The following is an 18,364-nucleotide window of genomic DNA, read 5'->3' on the forward strand; positions in this document are numbered from 1 at the left end:
ATGAATACCAACATCGACGACACGCTTGCTGCATTGCGGCGGCAACCATCGCATAGCGGCCTTGTCGGGCTGGAGGATCGCGTGCTGCGCGCAATCGAGGACCAGCCAACGGCGACATTCGGCGCTGGCACGACGCTCACGGCGGTGTCGCTGGCGCTAGCGCTGGGTGTATTCAGCAATATCTTTCCTTCCACCAAGGCGAATGCCGCACCAAATCTGGCACCCTTCGGTACGCCCGGCGCGCTGGCCCCATCGACCCTGTTGGGCGAAGCGCGATGAGGTCACGTCGGTTCCTGCTTGTCGCACTGCTTGCTTTTTTGGCAGCAGTGGCTGGCGTAATCGTCGGTCGACAATTGGTCGAGCCCGAGCCTCATCCCGGCACGGAGCTTCACGCCGTTCTTCATGAACAGATGAACCTCGACGCCGATCAGGAGCGCCGCTTGCACGAACTCGAAGAAGCATTCGCGGTTCGCCGACGGGCACTCGAAGGCGAAATGCGTGCCGAGAACGCCATGCTTGCCGAAGCGATCGCGGTCGAACACGGCAATGGTCCGCGTGTTGCGGCAGCGGTCGATGCCTCGCATCGGACCATGGGTCAGCTGCAAAAGGAGACCCTCGTTCATATCTTTGCGATGCGGGCACTCCTCCGGCCCGATCAGGCGGCAAAGTTCGACGCCGCCGTCACGAAGGCGCTGACCGAAGACGTTCGGTGACCGAAGACCTTGCCGACCAACCGGACAGCCAACTTGTCGCACTGTCGCTGGCAGGGCGACAGGTGGCGTTTGCCGAACTCGTGCGGCGTCACAAAGCAGGACTTCACCGGCTGGTTGCCCGGATCGTCGGCGACGAGGATGAGGCACTGGACGTCGTTCAGGAAACCTTCGTGGCCGCTCATCAAGCGCTGCGCAGCTATGATGCGGCGCGCCCGATGCGCGCCTGGCTTTCGCGCATTGCCATCAACAAGGCACGCGACTGGCACCGCCGCAAGGCAGCCCGGCGATTCATCTCGATGTTTCTGCCGCTCGACCGTGCACTTGATGCCGTCGATGAGACGCCGTCGGCCGAGACCTTGGCGGCAGACCGGCAAGAATTGACCAACCTTTCGGCCGCCCTCGCTCAACTGCCCACTAATCTACGCGAGACGTTGGTTCTGCGGACGGTCGAGGGCTTAACCCAGGCCGAGACTGCCGAGATACTGGGTGTGAGCGAGAAAGCGGTGGAGACGCGACTCTATCGCGCCCGGCAGAAGTTGACGGCGATCCTGGCGTGAGGTTTCGGCGCTGAGCGCGATTTAAAATTCCGGCTTGTCGAGGGGTACGCACCGGGGCTGCGTATCGGTCACATGGGGGATGAAGATCGCAGCGCCGGCCAGCCACCGCGAACAGGCGCATATGTCATCATGGACGCGATGCGGTGCATACTCGCGGTCGCTGTCGCGTTCGCCCATGGCTGGTACCTTCTGATCGAGGATTACGGTGAGCACGTCTCGCCCTTTGCGTCCGCGGGCTATTTCCTGGCCGGATTCGCTCATGCCAGCGTGATCCTGTTTTTCGTGCTCAGCGGCTATTGGATCGCGAGCAGCGTCGATCGCCGGATGGCGCAGGGGTGGCAATGGTCGAGCTATCTCGTCGATCGGCTGTCACGACTCCTGATCGTGCTTGTGCCGACATTGGCGATCGGCGGTACACTCGATGCATTGGGTCTGTATGCGCTGGAATCGCCCACGCATGGCGGTGTGACCGACACCTATGTGTTACGTACCGACGTCGATACAGCGCTTGGTTGGCAAACGCTGGTCGGCAATCTGCTGTTTCTGCAAAGCATCATTGTTCCGCCCTATGGAACGAATGGCCCCCTATGGAGCCTCGCTTATGAGTTCTGGTTCTACATCTGGTTTCCGGCTTTGCTTATTAGCGTGCGCGCCAGACGTCCCTCATTTTTTCTGGTTGCGTTCGCTGTTGCGATGGCCGCACCTGAGATGTTCGTCGGATTTGCCTGCTGGCTCTGCGGGGCCTTGCTCTTTTGGGTAACGAACAGAGGCAGTCAGGGCGGCTCATCGTTTCTGAAGCTCCGCCCATGGCTTGCCGCCGCCGGTGCGGCGCTCGCCGCGATGCTCGTTTTCGTGCGTGCGACCGGTCTTGAAGGAAAGGAGGTGCCCTTGGCGCTGACGTTTGCGGGGTTTTTGTTCGTTCTGTTGCGTACCGAAATATCGGCTCCGCGTTGGTTGACCCCATTCGCATCCTATGGGGCAAAAGCGAGCTTCTCGCTTTATGCGCTCCATTTTCCGCTACTTGCGATGGCCGCCGCCCTGTTGATCGATGATCAGCGCCTGGCGCCTTCCTTTGCCAGTATCGGACTGATGCTAGCGACCTTGCTGGTGGTGATCGCAACTTGCGGTTTGTTCGCAAGGCATACGGAACGCCACACCGCTCGTGTCCGTGCCTTCGTTTCGGACGGTTTACGTAGTCGGCGAGCCCGCGGTACCGAGTGAGTTTCACCAACGATCGCCGTAAGCCTCACGAAAGCGGTGAGGGCAATTGCGCTGGCGTGCGTAATAAGATGAAACCATCCGGAGCTTTCTGAATGTCCCTCTCACTCGACCGCCGCAGCCTGCTGCGCGGCGCTGCCTTGGGCGGCGGTTCGCTTGCCCTCGCCAGCTGGTATCCCGCCTGGGCTCAGCCGGTTTCCGCAGGCATCTTGCGGCCGCTTCCGACCGTATCGGGCGAGGATATCCGCCTGAAGATCGCGCATCAGATGATGACGATCGACGGTCGCGAAAGCCATGCGATCGGCATTAACGGCACCGTTCCCGCCCCGCTCATCCGTCTACGCGAAGGACAGAATGTCCGGCTGCACGTTGAAAATGCGCTCGACGAGGACAGCTCGATCCACTGGCACGGACTGATCCTTCCCTTTCACATGGACGGCGTGCCGGGCATCAGTTTTCCCGGCATCAAGCCGCGGACGACCTTCACTTACGAATTTCCGATCCTGCAAGCCGGCACCTACTGGTATCACAGCCATTCGGGATTGCAGGAGCAGCTCGGGCATTACGGTCCGATCGTCATCGATCCAAACGGCGAAGACCCGATCCGCTCGGACCGCGAACATGTCGTCGTGTTGTCCGACCACAGTGAAATGCACCCGCACATCATCTTTAAGAAGCTCAAGCAGCAGGGTGGATATTTCAATTTCCAGAAACAGACGCTCTTCGACCAACTTCGCGGCGAGGGGCAAACTGCGAAGGAGCGTCTCGATTGGGGCAAGATGCGGATGGACCCGACCGACGTGTCTGACGTGACTGGCTCTACCTATAGCTACCTGGTCAATGGTCATGGCCCGCGTGACAATTGGACCGCATTGTTCACGCCTGGAGAGCGGGTGCGTCTGCGCGTCATCAACGCGTCGGCAATGACCACCTTCAACGTTCGCATTCCGGGCCTGAAACTCACGGTGGTCCAGGCGGATGGTCTGAATGTGCGTCCGGTTGCCGTGGACGAGTTCCAGATTGCCGTGGCGGAGACCTACGACGTCATCGTCGAACCAACCGACGACCGCGCCTACACCTTGGTCGGCGAAAGCGTCGATCGCTCGGGCATGGCGCGCGCGACGCTCGCTCCGCGCGAGGGTATGGCGGCAGAAGTTCCGCGCCTACGCAAGCGGCCGCTTGCCGACATGAAGGACATGGGCATGGGCGACATGTCCGGCATGGATCATGGCGCAATGGGTGGTGCGACTACAGGTGCCGCAGCAACCGGCGGTGCGAATTGCGCGCCCGAACATGCTGCAATGGGGCACTGCACGCCCATGCCTTCAAGTGATGCCGGATCGATGGCCGGGATGGACCACAGCGGCGCGGCCCAAGGTGCCGCAGGCGGTGCAATGGCGGGCATGGATCATTCGATGCGCGATTTTTCGGTCGCGCCCGAGGTCAAGAAAACCCCAACCGTCCAGACGATTTCGCCTATGCCGATGGATCGAACCGGGGAGCCCGGTCAAGGGCTGGAGGATGTCGGCCACAAAGTGCTGGTTTACCGCGATCTGATGGCCGTCGACCGCAATCCCGACGTGCGTGCGCCCGATCGCGAGATGCGCATCCATCTCACCGGCAATATGGAGCGCTATATGTGGGCCTTCGACGGCGAAAAGCTGAACGAGGTCAAAAAACCGATCCCGTTCTTACAGGACGAACGGGTGCGCGTTACCCTCGTCAACGACACGATGATGGGACACCCCATCCATCTGCATGGCCATTTTTTCGAGCTGGTCACCGGGCATGGAGAGTTTGCGCCACGCAAACATACCGTGCAGGTCCAGCCGGGCGGCACAGTCACGTTCGACGTGACGACCGACGCGGTCGGCGACTGGGCGTTCCACTGTCACATGCTCTATCATATGCACGCAGGCATGATGCAGGTCGTCACCGTCCGTCCGCGCGGGGGAGAAGCCGCATGAAAACGCTGTTTCTCCTTACCGCTGCTTCTGCAATCGCGCTTGCGACGCCCGCCGTCGCGCAGACGATGGATCATTCGAACATGCCGGGCATGAAGATGCCCGCCAAACCGGCTCCAGCTGCCAAGCCCAACCCGGACGCGAAGCCACGAGCGGCCACGCCCCAACGAGGTGCCCCCCGCTTGGCACAGGATAAGCCGACGACTGCTCCGGTCGTCGATGCCTGTCCGCCAGAGCATGCAGCGATGGGCCATTGCAAACCGGAGGGCGCAACCTCGCCGGAACGCGAAGAGGCCGCGGCCGACCCCGAGCAGCGGGTCGGCGGGGCGCAGGATCCAGCGCCAGGCGCGGCGGATTCCAATTGCCCGCCCGAGCACGCCGAAATGGGCCACTGTGTGCCGCAATCCGCTCGCACCTCGGAGCCGGACGCGATGCAGGATATGGCGATGCCAATGGGGGAAGCGATGGGTAGCCTTGGCACCGCACTCCCGGCGGGCGACGCGCCCGCACCGGCAGCCCCCGAACCCGATTATGCGGATCGTGTCTGGGGCGCGACCACGATGCAGCCCGCCCGCGACGCCCTGCGCCGCGAGCATGGCGGCGGCAATTACAGCCAGGTGATGATCGACCTTGCCGAGATAAAGATTGCCGACGGTCATACCGGCTATAAGTTCGAAGCCGATGCCTGGTTCGGCGGCGACATCAACCGCTTCGTCGTCAAGGCAGACGGCGAAGGTGAGTTCGGCGAGCCGTTCGGAGACGTCGAACTGAAGGCGCTCTATTCCCGCGCCATCGGCCCCTATTTCAACCTTCAGGCTGGCGTTCGGCAGGATCTGGGCGTCGGCCCCGATCGCACCCATGCCGTCATCGGCGTCGAAGGACTCGCCCCCTATTGGTTCGAAGTCGACGGTTATCTCTATCTTTCGACGCAAGGCGAAGTCCGCGCTAGCGCGTCTGCCGAATATGACCAGCGCCTCACCCAGCGCCTGATCCTCCAGCCCAAGATCGAATTTGATCTGTCGGCGGAGGATATTCCCGAAATCGGGATTGGGTCGGGCCTGACCAGCGCCGAATTCGGCCTGCGTTTACGTTACGAAATTGCCCGCGAATTCGCGCCTTACATCGGCATCGTCCACGAAGCGAAGTTCGGCCGTACCGCCGATTTCGCGCGCGCGGCGGGCGACGATCCGTCGTCGACCAACCTCGTTGTCGGGGTTCGTGCCTGGTTCTGACGCAAACCTCATGGAGCGGTTCGAAGGGAGATAGACGATGAGCTATGGTCGGTTTGCTGCGATGATCGCAACATCAACCGTCGTGATGTTCGGCTTGATGTACCTGAACACCTACGCGCTGGACCATCTGGCGTACAGTCAGACGCGTACGTGGATGGCGATTGTGATGGGCGCCGTCATGGCGTTCATCATGCTTGGGTTCATGTGGTCGATGTACAAGAACCGAGCCGCCAACATCGCCATCCTAGTTGCGAGCGCCGTCGTATTTGCAGGTTCGCTCTGGCTCGTGCGGAGTCAGCAAACGGTCGATGACGCGTCCTATATGAGGGCAATGATTCCCCATCATTCAATCGCGATCATGACGAGCGAACGGGCTCGAATACGCGATCCACGGGTCCGCGAACTCGCTGACAAAATTATCGAAGCTCAGGTTCGCGAAATTGCCGAAATGAAGGCATTGATCGCCGATCTTGAGCGCACCCCCGCCGGACCGGATGCCCCGCTGCTTCCCGATTACCGGGAGAAAGGTTTGGCAGTGCCACCGCCATCTAGGAACGAGGAAAAAACGAGATGATAAAATTCATGGCACTATTGCTTGGGATTGCGATCCCAGGAACCGCAATCGCACAAAATCCAATCGTCATGCACCGCGATCCGGGATGTGGCTGCTGCGAGCAATGGGTACGTCAGGTGGAAACCGGGTTCAAGCGCGAGGTCCGGACCGTCGACGATCCTCGTCGCGGTGCACTGAAGGCGCGGATTGGTGTTCCCGCTTCTCTGGCGTCCTGCCACACGGCGATCGTCGATGGCATGGCGTTCGAAGGCCATGTTCCCATTGCCGATATGAAGCGCGTACTCGCGGCGCGTCCCAAGGGCATCAAGGGCCTTGCGGTGGCAGGAATGCCATTGGGGTCGCCGGGAATGGAGGTGCCGGGAATGCCGGCCCAGCGCTACAACGTTGTCGCCTTCGGACCATCAGGACAAAGGGTGTTCGCGCGGCATTGAGCGACAGAGTGGATCGAAGCGGGAGAGGCGCGGACGCCTCTCCCTCCATAGTGGTTAGTTCTTTGGTTTTGGCGACATATCATGACCGCCATGTTTGTCGCCCGGTGAATCCTGCTTCATCTTATCACAGCAGCCCGGCTTATCGCCTTCCTTCTTGCAGCAGCAGGGCTGCATCTCCTTGCAGCAATCCATATCCTGCGCCGCAAACGCTGCGGTCGAAAAGGTGAGAGCCAGACCGGCCCCGATTAGTTTGATCGTCTTCATCATGATCTCCGAACATTCTGGTTAGTGACATTATTGGAGCATTGATGGATGGCGCGGCGGCGGCGGGATCGGTCCTGAAACGACGCTTACCAACCTCCGAATTGCAACCTGCCAAACAGGTGCCTCGACGCCGATTTCACCGGCGATGCCGAACCGAAGGTCGGGAAGGCTGACGACGCATTTTGCCATGCAGCTAGTGCGTGGTGATTTGGACGGTGTCTGGTTCGCATTCTCCTCGCACATCACATCGGTCTTCATTGAGAGATCGGGACAAATCGGCGAGAGGCTCACGCCAACCAACGACATCGTCAGCGTCACCGCGAACAACCAAAGCCATGAGGGCGCGGATCCGAGACGATTCATTACGCGAAACATCTACTCTCACGAAACCCATTGGCATAGCGCACGGTGCCGATTTTCCTGCGGCCGGTATTTCCAAGCTACCGCGTGATGTCCGTTCCAAGCGCATCCAGAATCCGGCATTCGGCCACCGTCCCGCCGCGGCAAGACGTCACCAGATCCCCGAGTTCGCGCCGGAGCGCGGTCAGATCCGCAATCTTTCGGTCGATCTCCTCAAGATGGCCGCTGGCAATCGCGTCCACGGAAGCACAATCCCTGTCCTGGCGGTCGGCGATGTCGAGCAAGGTGCGAATCTGATCTAGCGAAAAGCCGAGATTGCGGGCCCTTCGGATGAAGCTCAGTCGCGCCAGGTCGCTTGCCGCGTAAACGCGGTAGTTGGCATCGGTTCGCCGGGGCGGATCGATCAGGCCGACCTTCTCATACCATCTCACGGTTTCGGCCTTGGTGCCGGTGGCTTTTGCAAGCCTGCCGATCGTCAATCGTTGTGCCACGCGCTTGACCCTGTAGTTGCTACAAGGTCCATATGGGGCGGATAATCGATTCGTCGAGGTATCCGATCAATGGCTTGCACATCCTGCCCGAGTGACAGCACGTCCAACAACGATCCGCGCTGGCGGCGCATCTTGTGGATCGCCCTTGTGGTGAACGCCGCGATGTTCGTGATCGAAATCGGCGCCGGTCTCGCCTCGGGATCGCAAGCGTTGATGGCCGATGCGCTCGACTTTCTGGGCGATGCGGCAAATTATGCGATCAGTCTGGGCGTCGCGGGCATGGCGCTTGCCTGGCGCGCGCGTGCCGCGCTGGTCAAGGGCTGGACGCTGGTCGCCTTCGGCGCGTTCGTACTGGTCAGCACCGTGTGGGCGGTCTGGAATGGAGACCCTCCGCAAGCCGAAGTCATGGGTATGGTCGGGATTGCGGCGCTGATCGCCAATGCCGTCGTCGCGCTGCTGCTGTTTCGGTATCGCAGCGGCGACGCCAATATGCGGTCGGTTTGGATATGCTCGCGCAACGACGTGATCGGCAACGCCGCCGTCGTCCTGGCCGCGATCGGCGTGTTTGGGACCGGCACGGCGTGGCCCGATCTGATCGTCGCTGCGGTGATGGCGGCGCTGGGCCTTGGCGGCGGATGGCAGATCATTCGGCAGGCGCGTGGCGAACTTGCCCATTTGCCGTCAAGCGACACGCTGGTCACACACCGGAATTGAATGCTATGGCGCGCGTCGTGATCAAGCTGTGGGCAACTCTGGTCGGTGCATTGCTCGTCCTGTCTCTCGGGATGGGATCGGTCGTGCATGCGATGGAGCCGGTCGCCTGTATCGAGGATACGGCGCCAGCCTCCGGATCTGACCATGCCAGCGAAAAGCCGGTGCCTGCCGATGACTCCAAGGGCGATCCAGCGATGCACGCTCACAATGGTTGCCACGGCCATCATCTCGCAACGCCGGAACTTGAGGCCAAGTCGGGTGAAGTGATGTTGCTGGCGTCGTTGCGATCGCTGCGCGCTATCGACTCGATGACTGCGATCGATCCCGATCGGACGTTGCGCCCTCCGATCGCCTGACGAACTTCGCGCCCGCGATCCGCTCGCGGGATGTGACCTCGTTCGTCAGGAGTTTTATCCATGTATCTTCGCTGTGCGGCCATGCTGGTCGCCGCGTCCTGCGCATCCATTGCACAGGCGCAAACCCTAACGGTCGAGCAATCGCCCGAACGGTCAACCCCGGTGTTCAACCTGCGACAGGCGCTTGCACAGGCCGAAGTCGCCGCCCCGGCGCGTGCCGAGGCAGAAGCGGGGCTGCGGGCCGCGCAAGCGTCCCGTACAGGTGCCGCCCTTCGCCCCAATCCACGCGCTTTTGCCGATGTGGAGAATTTCATCGGCAGCGGAAGCTATTCGGGGCTGGGCGAAACAGAAGTCACGATCGGTGTCGAACTGCCGATCGAACGCGGGGGCAAACGGTCGGCACGGATCGCGCTTGCCAACGCCCAAGGCATTACCGCCAGGATCGCCGCCGCCATCGCTATCGCCGATTTGCGGGCCGAAGTGACGCAGGCCTATGCCGATGCCGCTGCCGCCGACCAGCGCCTTGCGAACGCCATTCGCCAGCGGGAGATCGCATCGGAAGGATTGCGGGCCGCTCAGGTTCGGGTCCGCGCCGGCCGGGCATCGCCGCTTGAGGCGCAGCGCGCGGAAGTGGTGAGGATCAATGCCGAAACCGACGTCGCCCAGCAGGAACGGCTGCTTTCCACCGCGCGCGACAATCTCGGACGGCTTGTCGGTCGGCCCGTTACCGACGCGCTCGACTCCGCCTGGTTCGGGCGGATCGACGCAGGCGCATCTCCGATATCGGTGCGATCCGGCGAGACGCTGGCGCTCGCAGCGGCTCAGGCCGAACTGACCACAGCGGACGCGAGGGTCAGACTGGCGGATGCGCAGCGCATTCCCGACCTCAGCATCAGCGCCGGGGCACGACATTTCCAGGGAAGCGGAGATGTCGCCGCGACAGTCGGCGTTTCGATCCCGCTGCAGTTATTCAACACCGGTCGGGCTGCACTCGACCAGGCGCGCGCCGAGAGGGATCGGGTAGCAGCGCAGCGACAGACCGCTTTGCTTCGCGCCAGCAACGACATGGCGACAGCGCAAACCTCGGTTGCCAATGCCGCCGATCGCGCATCGGCAGCCAGCGGTCCTGCGCTTGCGGCTGCCGAGGAGGCGGCGCGCATCGCGCGTATCGGGTATCGCGAAGGCAAGTTCGGCCAGCTCGATCTGCTGGAAGCCGAACGCACGCTTGCCGAAACCCGTGCTGCGGCGATCGATGCGCTTGCCGATTATCATGCCGCCCAGGCGCGGCTCGCGCGGCTCACCGCCGCCGTTCCCGAAGGATTCAACTGATATGCGTTCCGTCCGTGCAACCCGCGCGGCGCTCTCCGCGCTCGCGCTTACCCTGTCGCTTGCTGCCTGTGGCGGCGAATCCGAAACCGACAACACCGAAGCCGTCGCCGAGGAAGGCGACGACCATGACGGTGAGGAAGAAGAAGGCGCGGTCGAGATGACCGCCGAGCAGATCCAGGCGGCGGGCATCACACTGGTTGCTGCACGCGTCGGCGGATCGGCAGCTGCAATCGATGTGCCGGCGACAATCGCGGGCGACCCGCAGGCGATCCAGATCGTCTCGGCCGCCATCGGCGGTCGCCTCGTCTCGCTCAATCGCAACCTCGGCCAAGACGTTTCGCGCGGCGATGTATTGGCCGTTGTCGAAAGCCGAGAGGCCGCCGAGCTGACGGGCACGGTGGAGGCCGCACGCGCGCGACTTCGACTTGCCAACTCGAATTTGGCACGCGAACAGCGATTATTTGCTGAACGCGTATCGCCCGAGCAGGATCTGATCGCCGCCCGGACGGCGGCTACCGAAGCGCGCATCGCATTGCGCCAGGCGGAACAGGCATTGGGCGCTGCAGGCACCAGTGCCGGAGCACTCAACCGCATCGCAATCCGTTCACCGATCGCGGGCCAGATCATCGCGCGCCCGGCGATGCTCGGCCAGACCGTCGCCGCCGATGCCGAACTGTTCCGCGTCGCCAATCTTGGGCAGGTGTCGGTAGAATTCTCGCTCGATCCAGCCACCGCCGGGCAAGTGCGGCCCGGGGCGGTCGTCGAAATCTCCGCTCCCGGCAGAATCGGCACCGGGCGGGTCACCTTCGTTTCCCCCGCCCTCGACCTCGAACGGCGACTGGTGCCTGCCATCGCGACGCTCGACAATGGCGGACGCGAATGGCGGATCGGCGAAACCGTAGAGGCGTCGGTCAAGCTGGCCGATGGCGACGGCACATCGATCTCCGTGCCGCAGACCGCAATCCAGACCGTCGACGGACGAACGGTCGTATTCGTACGAACGCCGTCGGGCTTCCGCGCGGTTCCCGTAACGCTTGGCGAACGCGGCGGCGACCGTGTCGTCGTCCGCGCGGGCCTCGAAGGCAACGAGCGCATTGCCGCTGCCAACAGTTTCATCCTCAAGGCCGAGCTCGGGAAGGGCGAAGCCGAGCACGGACATTGATCATGATCGACCGTATCGTCACCTTTTCGGTGGAGCGGCGCTGGTTCGTGCTGTTCATCACCCTCCTCGCCGCGATCGGCGGGGCATTCGCACTCGGTCGGCTTCCAATCGACGCCGTACCGGACATCACCAACAACCAAGTGCAGATCAATGTACGTGCGCCATCGCTTTCGACCGAGCTGGTCGAAAAGCAGGTCGCCTTTCCGATCGAAACCGCACTCGCAGGCGTGCCGGGGCTCGAATATTCCCGCTCGCTGAGCCGGAACGGCTTTGCCCAGGTCACTGCGGTATTCACCGATTCGACCGACATCTATTTCGCGCGTCAGCAAGTGGCCGAACGCTTGCGGTCGGCGGAGGAAGATCTGCCCGAAGGTGCAGTCCCCGAAATGGGGCCGATCGCGACCGGTCTGGGCGAAGTCTATATGTGGACGGTGCGAATGGCGCATCGCCGCGATGACGCGCATCAAGCGGGAGAGCCTGGGCTTCAGCCCGATGGCAGCTACATCACGCCCGAAGGCGAACGATTGGTCGGCGAAGCGGATCAGGCGACCTATCTGCGGACCGCGCAGGACTGGATCATCGCGCCGTTGCTCAAGACGACGCCGGGCGTTGCGGGAATCGATTCGATCGGCGGCTATGCCAAGCAATTCCTGGTCGTGCCCGACGTGCAGCGATTGGCCGCGCTTGATCTCAGCCTGGGTGATCTGGCCGATGCGCTGGAGGCCAACAACACCAGCACCGGCGGGGGGATCGTCGATCGCAACGGCGAGGGTCTGTCGGTTCGCGCCGATGCTCGACTTACCGATGCCGCCGATCTTTCCCGAACCGTCATCGCCAGTCGTGAAGGCGTACCAATCCTGCTGAGTCAGGTCGCAGCGGTTCGTACCGGACAGGAAATTCGCACCGGCTCCGCCTCCGAGAATGGACGCGAGGTGGTGGTGGGAACCGCGATCATGCGAATTGGGGAGAATAGCCGAGAGGTCGCATCGGCCGTCGCCGAACGTCTTGACGAGATCAACGCGTCGCTGCCAACCGACGTTATCGTGGAGCCGGTCCTCGACCGCACCAAGCTCGTCAATTCGACAATCAAGACCGTGGCCAAGAACCTGACCGAGGGCGCGCTGCTGGTCATCGTCATCCTGTTCCTGCTGCTCGGTAACGTGCGCGCCGCGATCATTGCTGCGCTCGTCATTCCAATTACCATGTTGTTGACCGGGGCCGGAATGCTGGAAGTCGGGGTGTCGGCCAACCTGATGAGTCTCGGCGCACTGGACTTCGGCCTGATCGTCGACGGTGCAGTCATCATCGTCGAGAATGCGCTGAGGCGCATAGCTGAAGCGCAGCATCGGCGTGGGCACGTGCTCGATACCAGCGAGCGGCTGGAAATCGTCGCAAGGGCCGCTCGCGAAATGATCCGCCCATCGGTTTATGGACAGGCGATTATCATCCTCGTCTATGCACCGTTGCTCACACTGACCGGGGTCGAGGGCAAGACGTTTGCGCCGATGGCAATGACGGTGATGATGGCACTCGGCTTTGCGTTCGTCCTGTCCCTAACCTTTGTCCCTGCCGCGATTGCGATCTGGATCAGCAAGCGGGTTGATGAGAAGGAAGGACGGTTCATTGCCGCGCTGAAGCGACGCTACGAACCGGGTCTGTCCAAGGCCATGAAACGGCCCAGCTTCACGTTGGGAGTCGCAGTAGGCGCGTTGGCATTGGCCGCAGCGGCCTTCACGACCCTGGGCTCTGAATTTCTACCTCAGCTCGACGAAGGCGATCTCACCGTTCAGGCGATCCGCGTGCCCGGCACGTCGGTCGACCAGTCGCAGTCGATGCAGAGCAGGCTCGAAAAGTCGATCGCGCAGATGTCTGAGGTGGCGGTGGTGTTCTCGAAGACCGGGACAGCCGAACTCGCGGCAGACCCCATGCCGCCCAACATCAGCGATACGTTTATAATCATGAAACCGCGCTCCGAATGGCCGAACCCGAAGCTTTCCAAGGCCGATCTCGTGGCGCAACTCGAGGAGAGGCTCGAAGCCCAGCCCGGCAGTGCCTACGAGATCACACAGCCGATCCAGATGCGGTTCAACGAACTGATCTCGGGTGTGCGCGGCGACGTGGCGGTGAAAGTGTTTGGCGAGGACTTCGCAACAATGAACGCGACCGCCGAACAGATCGCCGATATCCTGCGCTCGACCGAAGGTGCCGTCGATGTGAAGGTCGAGCAGACCGAAGGCCTGCCGATCCTCGATATCCGTCCACGCCGGGCTGCGATGGCGCAGCTTGGTGTGACGGCACGCGATGTGCAGGACGTGGTTGCTGCGGCCATCGGTGGCCGAGAGGCCGGGTTGATCTTCGAGGGCGATCGGCGGTTCCCGGTGGTGATCCGGTTGGACGACAAGTCGCGCGCCGATTTCGACACGCTGGGACAAATACCGGTGCCAACGCCGTCTGGTAGCTTCGTGCCGCTCAAGAGCGTGGCGGACATCGTCGTGGTCGATGGGCCGAACCAGATCAGCCGCGAAAACGGCAAGCGGCGGATCGTCGTCCAAGCCAATGTGCGCGGCCGAGACGTGGCGAGCGTGGTCACCGATGCACAGGCGCTGATCGCACGAGATGTCCGTCTGCCCGCAGGCAGCTTCCTCGAATGGGGAGGTCAGTTCGAGAATCTCGAATCGGCGCGCGCGACCCTCGCGATCGTGGTGCCGGCCTGTTTCGCGCTGATCATCTTCCTGCTCTACGGGGCGCTGAGATCGGCCCGCGATGCTGCAATCGTGTTTACCGGCGTTCCGTTTGCGCTGGTGGGTGGGGTGTTCGCGCTCGTTTTGCGCGATATGCCGTTTTCAATTTCGGCAGCCGTCGGGTTCATCGCCCTTTCGGGCATTGCCGTTCTCAACGGACTGGTGATGGTGACCTCGATCCAGGAACTGATCCGGGATGGAATTGACCGCACCACGGCGGCGCACCAGGGCGCCATGATGCGGTTGCGACCGGTCATCATGACGGCGCTGGTGGCATCGCTCGGGTTCGTTCCGATGGCCATCGCAAGTGGCGCCGGAGCCGAAGTGCAAAAGCCATTGGCGACGGTCGTGATCGGCGGTCTGATCTCGGCCACGTTGCTGACGCTGTTCGTGTTGCCCACACTTTATGCCCGCTACGGAATGCGGGAGGAGCCGGTAACTTCGGACGGCAAGGACGCCTCGAGCGCAACGGTGCCGGCATGAGCGGCGAGATCGATGTGTCAGCGTCCGATCGACCGGAAACCAGACGCACCTTATGGCTCGTCTTGTGGTTGAACCTCGCGCTTGCGGCGGGGTTTGGCATTACCGGCACGTTTGCGGATTCCAGCGCACTGATCGCCAATGGGCTAGACAATGCGTCCGATGCGCTAGTCTATGCGATAAGCTTGTTTGCCCTCTCACGCGGTATAGCATGGAAGGTGCGGGCCGCACGCTTGTCAGGTGTGCTGTTGCTGATCTTCGCCGTCGGCGTCCTAATTGACGTTGGCCGCCGTTACTTTCAGGGCAGCGAACCGATCGGTCCAACCATGATGGCGATGGCGTTCATAGCGGCGATCGTCAATGCGGTCTGCTTGTGGCGACTTCGCCGCCTTGAACAGTCTGACGTGAACCTCCGCGCGGCGACTACCTTCAGCTTCAACGACTTTGTGTCTAATGGCGGAATCCTGATTGCCGGCCTGCTCGTATTATGGCTCGACAGCAATGTTCCCGATCTCGTCGTAGGATTGGGAACGGCAGTAATCGCTGCGGTCGGTGGTATCCGGATCATCCGGGACGCTGCGGCCTCCGCGTCAGTATGACGCACGCTGGTTCTGCCGGAGTGCTGGTAGTGCGACGGCGTTTTCACGGATTATGCTCGTTTTCCTCCTGAAGGCTCGCGAATTGGCATAAATCGAGCGATGGGTGGATGACAGCCGGTGATTGGGACGGTCGGGCCATCCGCTCGCTGCGCTGGCGACCATCGCCGTGACGGCATCCCAGCAACGGCCATCTGGTTGACCAAGATAGGACTGGCGGCTCGACCGACCGCTACAGTACGAGAGCGTTCTGATAGCTGATAATCTGCTTTCGGCCCATAAGCCGTTAGGCTGGTTTTGGCGTGGTCTGCCAGTCTGCAACGCGCCCCAGTATCAGCCGCTCACACATATCGTTCGAAAGCCCAAAAACTGCCATAAGCTGGGAGTAAGAGCTTGCGTCCGCTGTTGGGTGGGGAGTCAGCCAATGCTCCTCGTCAGTCTTCGCTGCGAAAACTGTTCGATATTTATGGAGGGCCCATGATTACAACCGTTGCAACATTGCTCTTGACGGCCTCGGCACCCGCTGTTGCGCAACCCCACTGCTCATCATTTGCCACGTTGTCGGCAGCGGATCAGAAGCAGTACGGTTCGCGCTACCGTTTCCGCGTGCGCACGAAAGGTAGGGCGGTAGCAGAAGACTGGGTTCGGACGCGGGTGTGCCCCGAGGCTCGTGCGGAAATTAAACAAAAACGGCGAGTGCCACCGACTAATAAAAATGGTCGCCCTTGCACCAAGGCGCGAACCGAGATGCGCGCCATCACGAGTGGCGGAAGCATGACGATGATCCCACACGAGGTTTGCGTCAGGTGAAAAAGCGATCTCAACAAAGGGCCGGCGGGAATTTCGGCCATTGGGTCGCGGTTGCCGTTTGACCGTTTAATTTCGGGATCGGCTGCCATGTGCGCCTAATCGGGCGCTCATCTTAGCCAGTTCAAGAAGCTGACTTCTCGGTGGGCATCGCTTCGACCGCTAGGCTGGGCGTTAAATTGGACGGCAGGTGATGGTGGCGGCTGCCACTGCTCATTAGCGCAGGCGCTTACATGCCTGTTGATCGCCGCGGCTGCGCTGATAAACCATTTGGCGCAGCTGGTTGGGGCGAACGACTAAGCGCGCGTGTGACTGCGTAATGCTGAGCAAGGTTTCAACTTTGCCTAATTGTCATTTGTTTCTTGGGGGACAACCATGCGTTTCATAAGCCTCGCGGCAATCGCAGCTGCTATCGTTCTTTTGCCATCCGCAACGGCTCTGGCTCAAAAGCCTTACCAATCCTCGGCTCGCAAAGCGCAAGCCAGTGGCACCGCCAATATCCCAGTTTGCACAAAGCGTCTCGGCACCATCGCCATTGTCGAACCCGACAATCAATGGTGGCGCGAGTTTAACCTGGGCAGCCCGGAGGCGATCCTCCGCGTCATGGTCCAGAAGTCTGGCTGCTTCACACTGGTCAACCGCGGCCGCTCAATGGGGAATCGCGCGATGGAGCGAGCGCTCGCCGATCAGGGCGAATTGCAGGAAGGTTCGAACATCGGTCGCGGACAAGTTCGCGCCGCGGATTATTTTCTGCAACCCGACATCGTTTCAAGTAACCGCAATGCGGGTGGTAATGCACTCGGAGGCGTCGTCGGCGGCCTGCTTGGCGGTCGTATCGGACGCATGGCCAGCGGGATCAATACACGGCGCAGCGAAGCCAACGTCACGTTGTCGATCGTCAATGCCCGCACCACGGAGGAGGAAGCGCTTACCGAGGGCTTTGCACGCAAAAGCGACTTGAGTTTCAATGCGAGCGGCGCGCTTTGGGGCAGCGGCGGGTTTGGCGGCGTAAGCGGGGGCGGTTACGAGAATACGGAGATCGGCCAGGTTATCGTGCTCGCGTATCTCGATGCCTATACCCAGCTTGTAACCCAGCTTGGCGGTTTGCCCACCAACGCATCGGCGGCGGCCCCGCGCGCCAAATAACGTAACCGGGGCGGAGAAGGCATCGCCAGAAATGCGGCGATGGAGCTTATGAAACGGCGTGCAGTGATCTCGGACGGGAAAACTGCGCCCGTTTCGTACTGTTTCATCCGGCTTGCTACAAATGCCGTGTAGCAAAGACAGGGGCCAAAAGCAGCTTGCCTTTGTATTCAACAGTCGCAAGTTGCGTGGATGACCTATTTGCCCAGCACCCATATCGGCAGATTCTGGCTGGTCGCGTTGCTTGCGCTGGGAGTAGTCGGCTGCGAGGATCAAACCATGGCGGTCGAACCGAATAACGGCATGAACCAGGCCGAGAGTATTACTGAGCAATCGCCTGATTCATTGATGGCGCGCGCCGAAACGCTCCAACCCGCCGAACTCTACATGCTTGCAGCCAAGCTTATGGGCGCAGGCCGCACGGACGAGGCGGTGAAGTGGTTCTATATCGGTCAGTTGCGCTATCGCTTTCACCTCGCCGCGACCCAGCCACCCCCCGGATCGAACGACCGGGTGCTGTTTTCGGCGCTTTCTGAAAGCGTCGGGCGCCCGATCAACGAATATGCGTTCGGTGATGTCGATGCAGCCGTCGCCCAAATCGATGGGGCGCTGGCATGGGACGAGGCAAACGACAACGGCTTTACCTCAAAGACGCGGTATTCGTCCGAACTCGCCGAGACCCGCAACGGCCTCCAAGCCATGCGTGACGACATGATCGCGAAGAAGGATGAGATTCGCACCATTCGTGAAAATAACGGGTTGCCTAATCGATAAGTGCTTCAACGACTGTACATGTCGGGGCCGTATCCTGGGCATGGAGGGAAGACTGAAATGCTCTGGCTGATGGCTCCGCTGATTGCGGTTACGGCACCTCAGGAAGCGCCGCCACCGTTCGTCGCAAACGATTCCAAGGCACCCGGCGCTCGACTGCATATCGGCGATACCGGAATCCGCTGCGTCCGGATGCCGTGTCCCAGCCGCGCGGTGTTCGAACCGGATGCGCAAGGCCATGCTGTGAAGGATCGCATGCTGTTCGTCGATGCGGACGGCAAAGCCTCGTTGCCGCCCCTAATTGCAAAGGATGCTGATCGCGCCGTGATCGTCGAGGCATGGGAAGACCACCAGTGCGTCGCGATCGACGGCAGGCTTATTCCCGGCGAAGAAGACCGTCCAATCCTGCGGGTCGATCGTGTGTTGGGGCCGTGCGACGGCACATCCTGAAATAGTGATGA

20 protein-coding genes are annotated in these 18,364 nt (G+C 61.6%); 17 read left to right on the forward strand and 3 right to left on the reverse strand.

What is annotated here, in order from left to right:
• The 8 genes from ENHY17A_RS06035 to ENHY17A_RS06070 all read left to right on the forward strand — a co-directional run bounded on the left by ENHY17A_RS06035 (position 1) and on the right by ENHY17A_RS06070 (position 6,689).
• Positions 1-279 (forward strand): hypothetical protein, encoded by a 279-nt coding sequence (locus ENHY17A_RS06035; protein ID WP_159711008.1) that lies wholly within the window; start codon positions 1-3, stop codon positions 277-279.
• On the forward strand, positions 276-713 hold the full coding sequence (locus tag ENHY17A_RS06040) for a periplasmic heavy metal sensor (RefSeq protein ID WP_159711010.1): 438 nt from the start codon (positions 276-278) through the stop codon (positions 711-713). Before ENHY17A_RS06035 ends, ENHY17A_RS06040 begins: the two co-directional genes overlap by 4 nt.
• On the forward strand, positions 710-1,270 hold the full coding sequence (locus tag ENHY17A_RS06045; protein ID WP_159711012.1) for an RNA polymerase sigma factor: 561 nt from the start codon (positions 710-712) through the stop codon (positions 1,268-1,270). The genes ENHY17A_RS06040 and ENHY17A_RS06045 overlap by 4 nt, the downstream gene beginning before the upstream one ends.
• A 72-nt stretch (positions 1,271-1,342) precedes the next feature.
• A complete protein-coding gene (locus ENHY17A_RS06050) occupies positions 1,343-2,491 on the forward strand; it encodes an acyltransferase family protein (RefSeq protein WP_159711014.1) in 1,149 nt (382 codons plus the stop codon).
• Positions 2,492-2,583: 92 nt separating this feature from the next.
• Positions 2,584-4,455, forward strand: a complete 1,872-nt coding sequence (locus ENHY17A_RS06055) for a copper resistance system multicopper oxidase (RefSeq protein WP_159711016.1) — start codon at positions 2,584-2,586, stop codon at positions 4,453-4,455.
• Entirely contained in the window at positions 4,452-5,684 is a 1,233-nt protein-coding gene (locus tag ENHY17A_RS06060) for a copper resistance protein B (RefSeq protein ID WP_159711018.1), read from the forward strand. The genes ENHY17A_RS06055 and ENHY17A_RS06060 overlap by 4 nt, the downstream gene beginning before the upstream one ends.
• 37 nt (positions 5,685-5,721) lie before the next feature.
• Positions 5,722-6,258, forward strand: a complete 537-nt coding sequence (locus ENHY17A_RS06065) for a DUF305 domain-containing protein (protein WP_159711020.1) — start codon at positions 5,722-5,724, stop codon at positions 6,256-6,258.
• Between the two features lie 8 nt (positions 6,259-6,266).
• Complete coding sequence (locus tag ENHY17A_RS06070) at positions 6,267-6,689, forward strand: DUF411 domain-containing protein (protein ID WP_236547768.1); 423 nt, start codon at positions 6,267-6,269, stop codon at positions 6,687-6,689.
• 54 nt (positions 6,690-6,743) lie between these two features.
• On the opposite strand, the gene ENHY17A_RS06075 is transcribed toward ENHY17A_RS06070, so the two are convergent.
• The 3 genes from ENHY17A_RS06075 to ENHY17A_RS06080 form a co-directional block, all read right to left on the reverse strand.
• Positions 6,744-6,956: a hypothetical protein gene (locus ENHY17A_RS06075; RefSeq protein ID WP_236547769.1), complete on the reverse strand. Its 213-nt coding sequence runs from the start codon at positions 6,954-6,956 to the stop codon at positions 6,744-6,746.
• Positions 6,957-6,983: 27 nt separating this feature from the next.
• Positions 6,984-7,316: a hypothetical protein gene (locus ENHY17A_RS14705; protein ID WP_236547770.1), complete on the reverse strand. Its 333-nt coding sequence runs from the start codon at positions 7,314-7,316 to the stop codon at positions 6,984-6,986.
• Between the two features lie 77 nt (positions 7,317-7,393).
• The gene (locus ENHY17A_RS06080) at positions 7,394-7,792 is read right to left on the reverse strand and encodes a MerR family transcriptional regulator (RefSeq protein WP_159711024.1); all 399 of its coding nucleotides are present in this window, start codon (positions 7,790-7,792) and stop codon (positions 7,394-7,396) included.
• 81 nt (positions 7,793-7,873) lie between these two features.
• Here ENHY17A_RS06080 and ENHY17A_RS06085 point away from each other — a divergent pair, with 81 nt between their 5' ends.
• The 9 genes from ENHY17A_RS06085 (at position 7,874) to ENHY17A_RS06125 (ending at position 18,353) form a co-directional block, all read left to right on the forward strand.
• Positions 7,874-8,518 carry a cation transporter gene (locus tag ENHY17A_RS06085; RefSeq protein WP_159711026.1) on the forward strand — a complete coding sequence of 215 codons (645 nt, stop codon included), beginning with the start codon at positions 7,874-7,876 and terminating at the stop codon, positions 8,516-8,518.
• 5 nt (positions 8,519-8,523) lie between these two features.
• Entirely contained in the window at positions 8,524-8,874 is a 351-nt protein-coding gene (locus tag ENHY17A_RS06090; protein WP_236547771.1) for a hypothetical protein, read from the forward strand.
• Between the two features lie 60 nt (positions 8,875-8,934).
• The gene (locus ENHY17A_RS06095; RefSeq protein WP_159711030.1) at positions 8,935-10,203 is read left to right on the forward strand and encodes a TolC family protein; all 1,269 of its coding nucleotides are present in this window, start codon (positions 8,935-8,937) and stop codon (positions 10,201-10,203) included.
• Position 10,204: 1 nt separating this feature from the next.
• A complete protein-coding gene (locus tag ENHY17A_RS06100) occupies positions 10,205-11,365 on the forward strand; it encodes an efflux RND transporter periplasmic adaptor subunit (protein ID WP_159711032.1) in 1,161 nt (386 codons plus the stop codon).
• Positions 11,366-11,367: 2 nt separating this feature from the next.
• The gene (locus ENHY17A_RS06105; protein WP_159711034.1) at positions 11,368-14,589 is read left to right on the forward strand and encodes an efflux RND transporter permease subunit; all 3,222 of its coding nucleotides are present in this window, start codon (positions 11,368-11,370) and stop codon (positions 14,587-14,589) included.
• Positions 14,586-15,185 (forward strand): cation transporter, encoded by a 600-nt coding sequence (locus ENHY17A_RS06110; protein ID WP_159711036.1) that lies wholly within the window; start codon positions 14,586-14,588, stop codon positions 15,183-15,185. The genes ENHY17A_RS06105 and ENHY17A_RS06110 overlap by 4 nt, the downstream gene beginning before the upstream one ends.
• 1,179 nt (positions 15,186-16,364) lie before the next feature.
• Complete coding sequence (locus ENHY17A_RS06115) at positions 16,365-17,135, forward strand: CsgG/HfaB family protein (RefSeq protein WP_159711038.1); 771 nt, start codon at positions 16,365-16,367, stop codon at positions 17,133-17,135.
• Between the two features lie 189 nt (positions 17,136-17,324).
• Positions 17,325-17,906, forward strand: coding sequence for a hypothetical protein (locus ENHY17A_RS06120; protein ID WP_159711040.1), 582 nt, complete (start codon positions 17,325-17,327; stop codon positions 17,904-17,906).
• 57 nt (positions 17,907-17,963) lie between these two features.
• Positions 17,964-18,353 (forward strand): hypothetical protein, encoded by a 390-nt coding sequence (locus ENHY17A_RS06125; RefSeq protein ID WP_159711042.1) that lies wholly within the window; start codon positions 17,964-17,966, stop codon positions 18,351-18,353.
• The last annotated feature ends 11 nt before the right edge of the window (positions 18,354-18,364 follow it).

The sequence above is a fragment of the Sphingomonas sp. AX6 genome, assembly GCF_902506605.1.
In the GTDB taxonomy this organism is placed as follows: domain Bacteria; phylum Pseudomonadota; class Alphaproteobacteria; order Sphingomonadales; family Sphingomonadaceae; genus Sphingomonas.

Bases quoted from the DNA above. Each gene is read 5' to 3' on its own strand.
- ENHY17A_RS06065 (WP_159711020.1), top strand. From the start codon at position 5,722: ATGAGCTATGGTCGGTTTGCTGCGATGATCGCAACATCAACCGTCGTG.
- ENHY17A_RS06110 (WP_159711036.1), top strand. From the start codon at position 14,586: ATGAGCGGCGAGATCGATGTGTCAGCGTCCGATCGACCGGAAACCAGA.
- ENHY17A_RS14705 (WP_236547770.1), bottom strand. From the start codon at position 7,316: ATGAATCGTCTCGGATCCGCGCCCTCATGGCTTTGGTTGTTCGCGGTG.
- ENHY17A_RS06125 (WP_159711042.1), top strand. From the start codon at position 17,964: ATGCTCTGGCTGATGGCTCCGCTGATTGCGGTTACGGCACCTCAGGAA.
- ENHY17A_RS06105 (WP_159711034.1), top strand. From the start codon at position 11,368: ATGATCGACCGTATCGTCACCTTTTCGGTGGAGCGGCGCTGGTTCGTG.
- ENHY17A_RS06085 (WP_159711026.1), top strand. From the start codon at position 7,874: ATGGCTTGCACATCCTGCCCGAGTGACAGCACGTCCAACAACGATCCG.
- ENHY17A_RS06050 (WP_159711014.1), top strand. From the start codon at position 1,343: ATGGGGGATGAAGATCGCAGCGCCGGCCAGCCACCGCGAACAGGCGCA.
- ENHY17A_RS06075 (WP_236547769.1), bottom strand. From the start codon at position 6,956: ATGATGAAGACGATCAAACTAATCGGGGCCGGTCTGGCTCTCACCTTT.
- ENHY17A_RS06040 (WP_159711010.1), top strand. From the start codon at position 276: ATGAGGTCACGTCGGTTCCTGCTTGTCGCACTGCTTGCTTTTTTGGCA.
- ENHY17A_RS06070 (WP_236547768.1), top strand. From the start codon at position 6,267: ATGGCACTATTGCTTGGGATTGCGATCCCAGGAACCGCAATCGCACAA.
- ENHY17A_RS06035 (WP_159711008.1), top strand. From the start codon at position 1: ATGAATACCAACATCGACGACACGCTTGCTGCATTGCGGCGGCAACCA.
- ENHY17A_RS06120 (WP_159711040.1), top strand. From the start codon at position 17,325: ATGACCTATTTGCCCAGCACCCATATCGGCAGATTCTGGCTGGTCGCG.
- ENHY17A_RS06060 (WP_159711018.1), top strand. From the start codon at position 4,452: ATGAAAACGCTGTTTCTCCTTACCGCTGCTTCTGCAATCGCGCTTGCG.
- ENHY17A_RS06100 (WP_159711032.1), top strand. From the start codon at position 10,205: ATGCGTTCCGTCCGTGCAACCCGCGCGGCGCTCTCCGCGCTCGCGCTT.
- ENHY17A_RS06115 (WP_159711038.1), top strand. From the start codon at position 16,365: ATGCGTTTCATAAGCCTCGCGGCAATCGCAGCTGCTATCGTTCTTTTG.
- ENHY17A_RS06090 (WP_236547771.1), top strand. From the start codon at position 8,524: ATGGCGCGCGTCGTGATCAAGCTGTGGGCAACTCTGGTCGGTGCATTG.
- ENHY17A_RS06095 (WP_159711030.1), top strand. From the start codon at position 8,935: ATGTATCTTCGCTGTGCGGCCATGCTGGTCGCCGCGTCCTGCGCATCC.
- ENHY17A_RS06055 (WP_159711016.1), top strand. From the start codon at position 2,584: ATGTCCCTCTCACTCGACCGCCGCAGCCTGCTGCGCGGCGCTGCCTTG.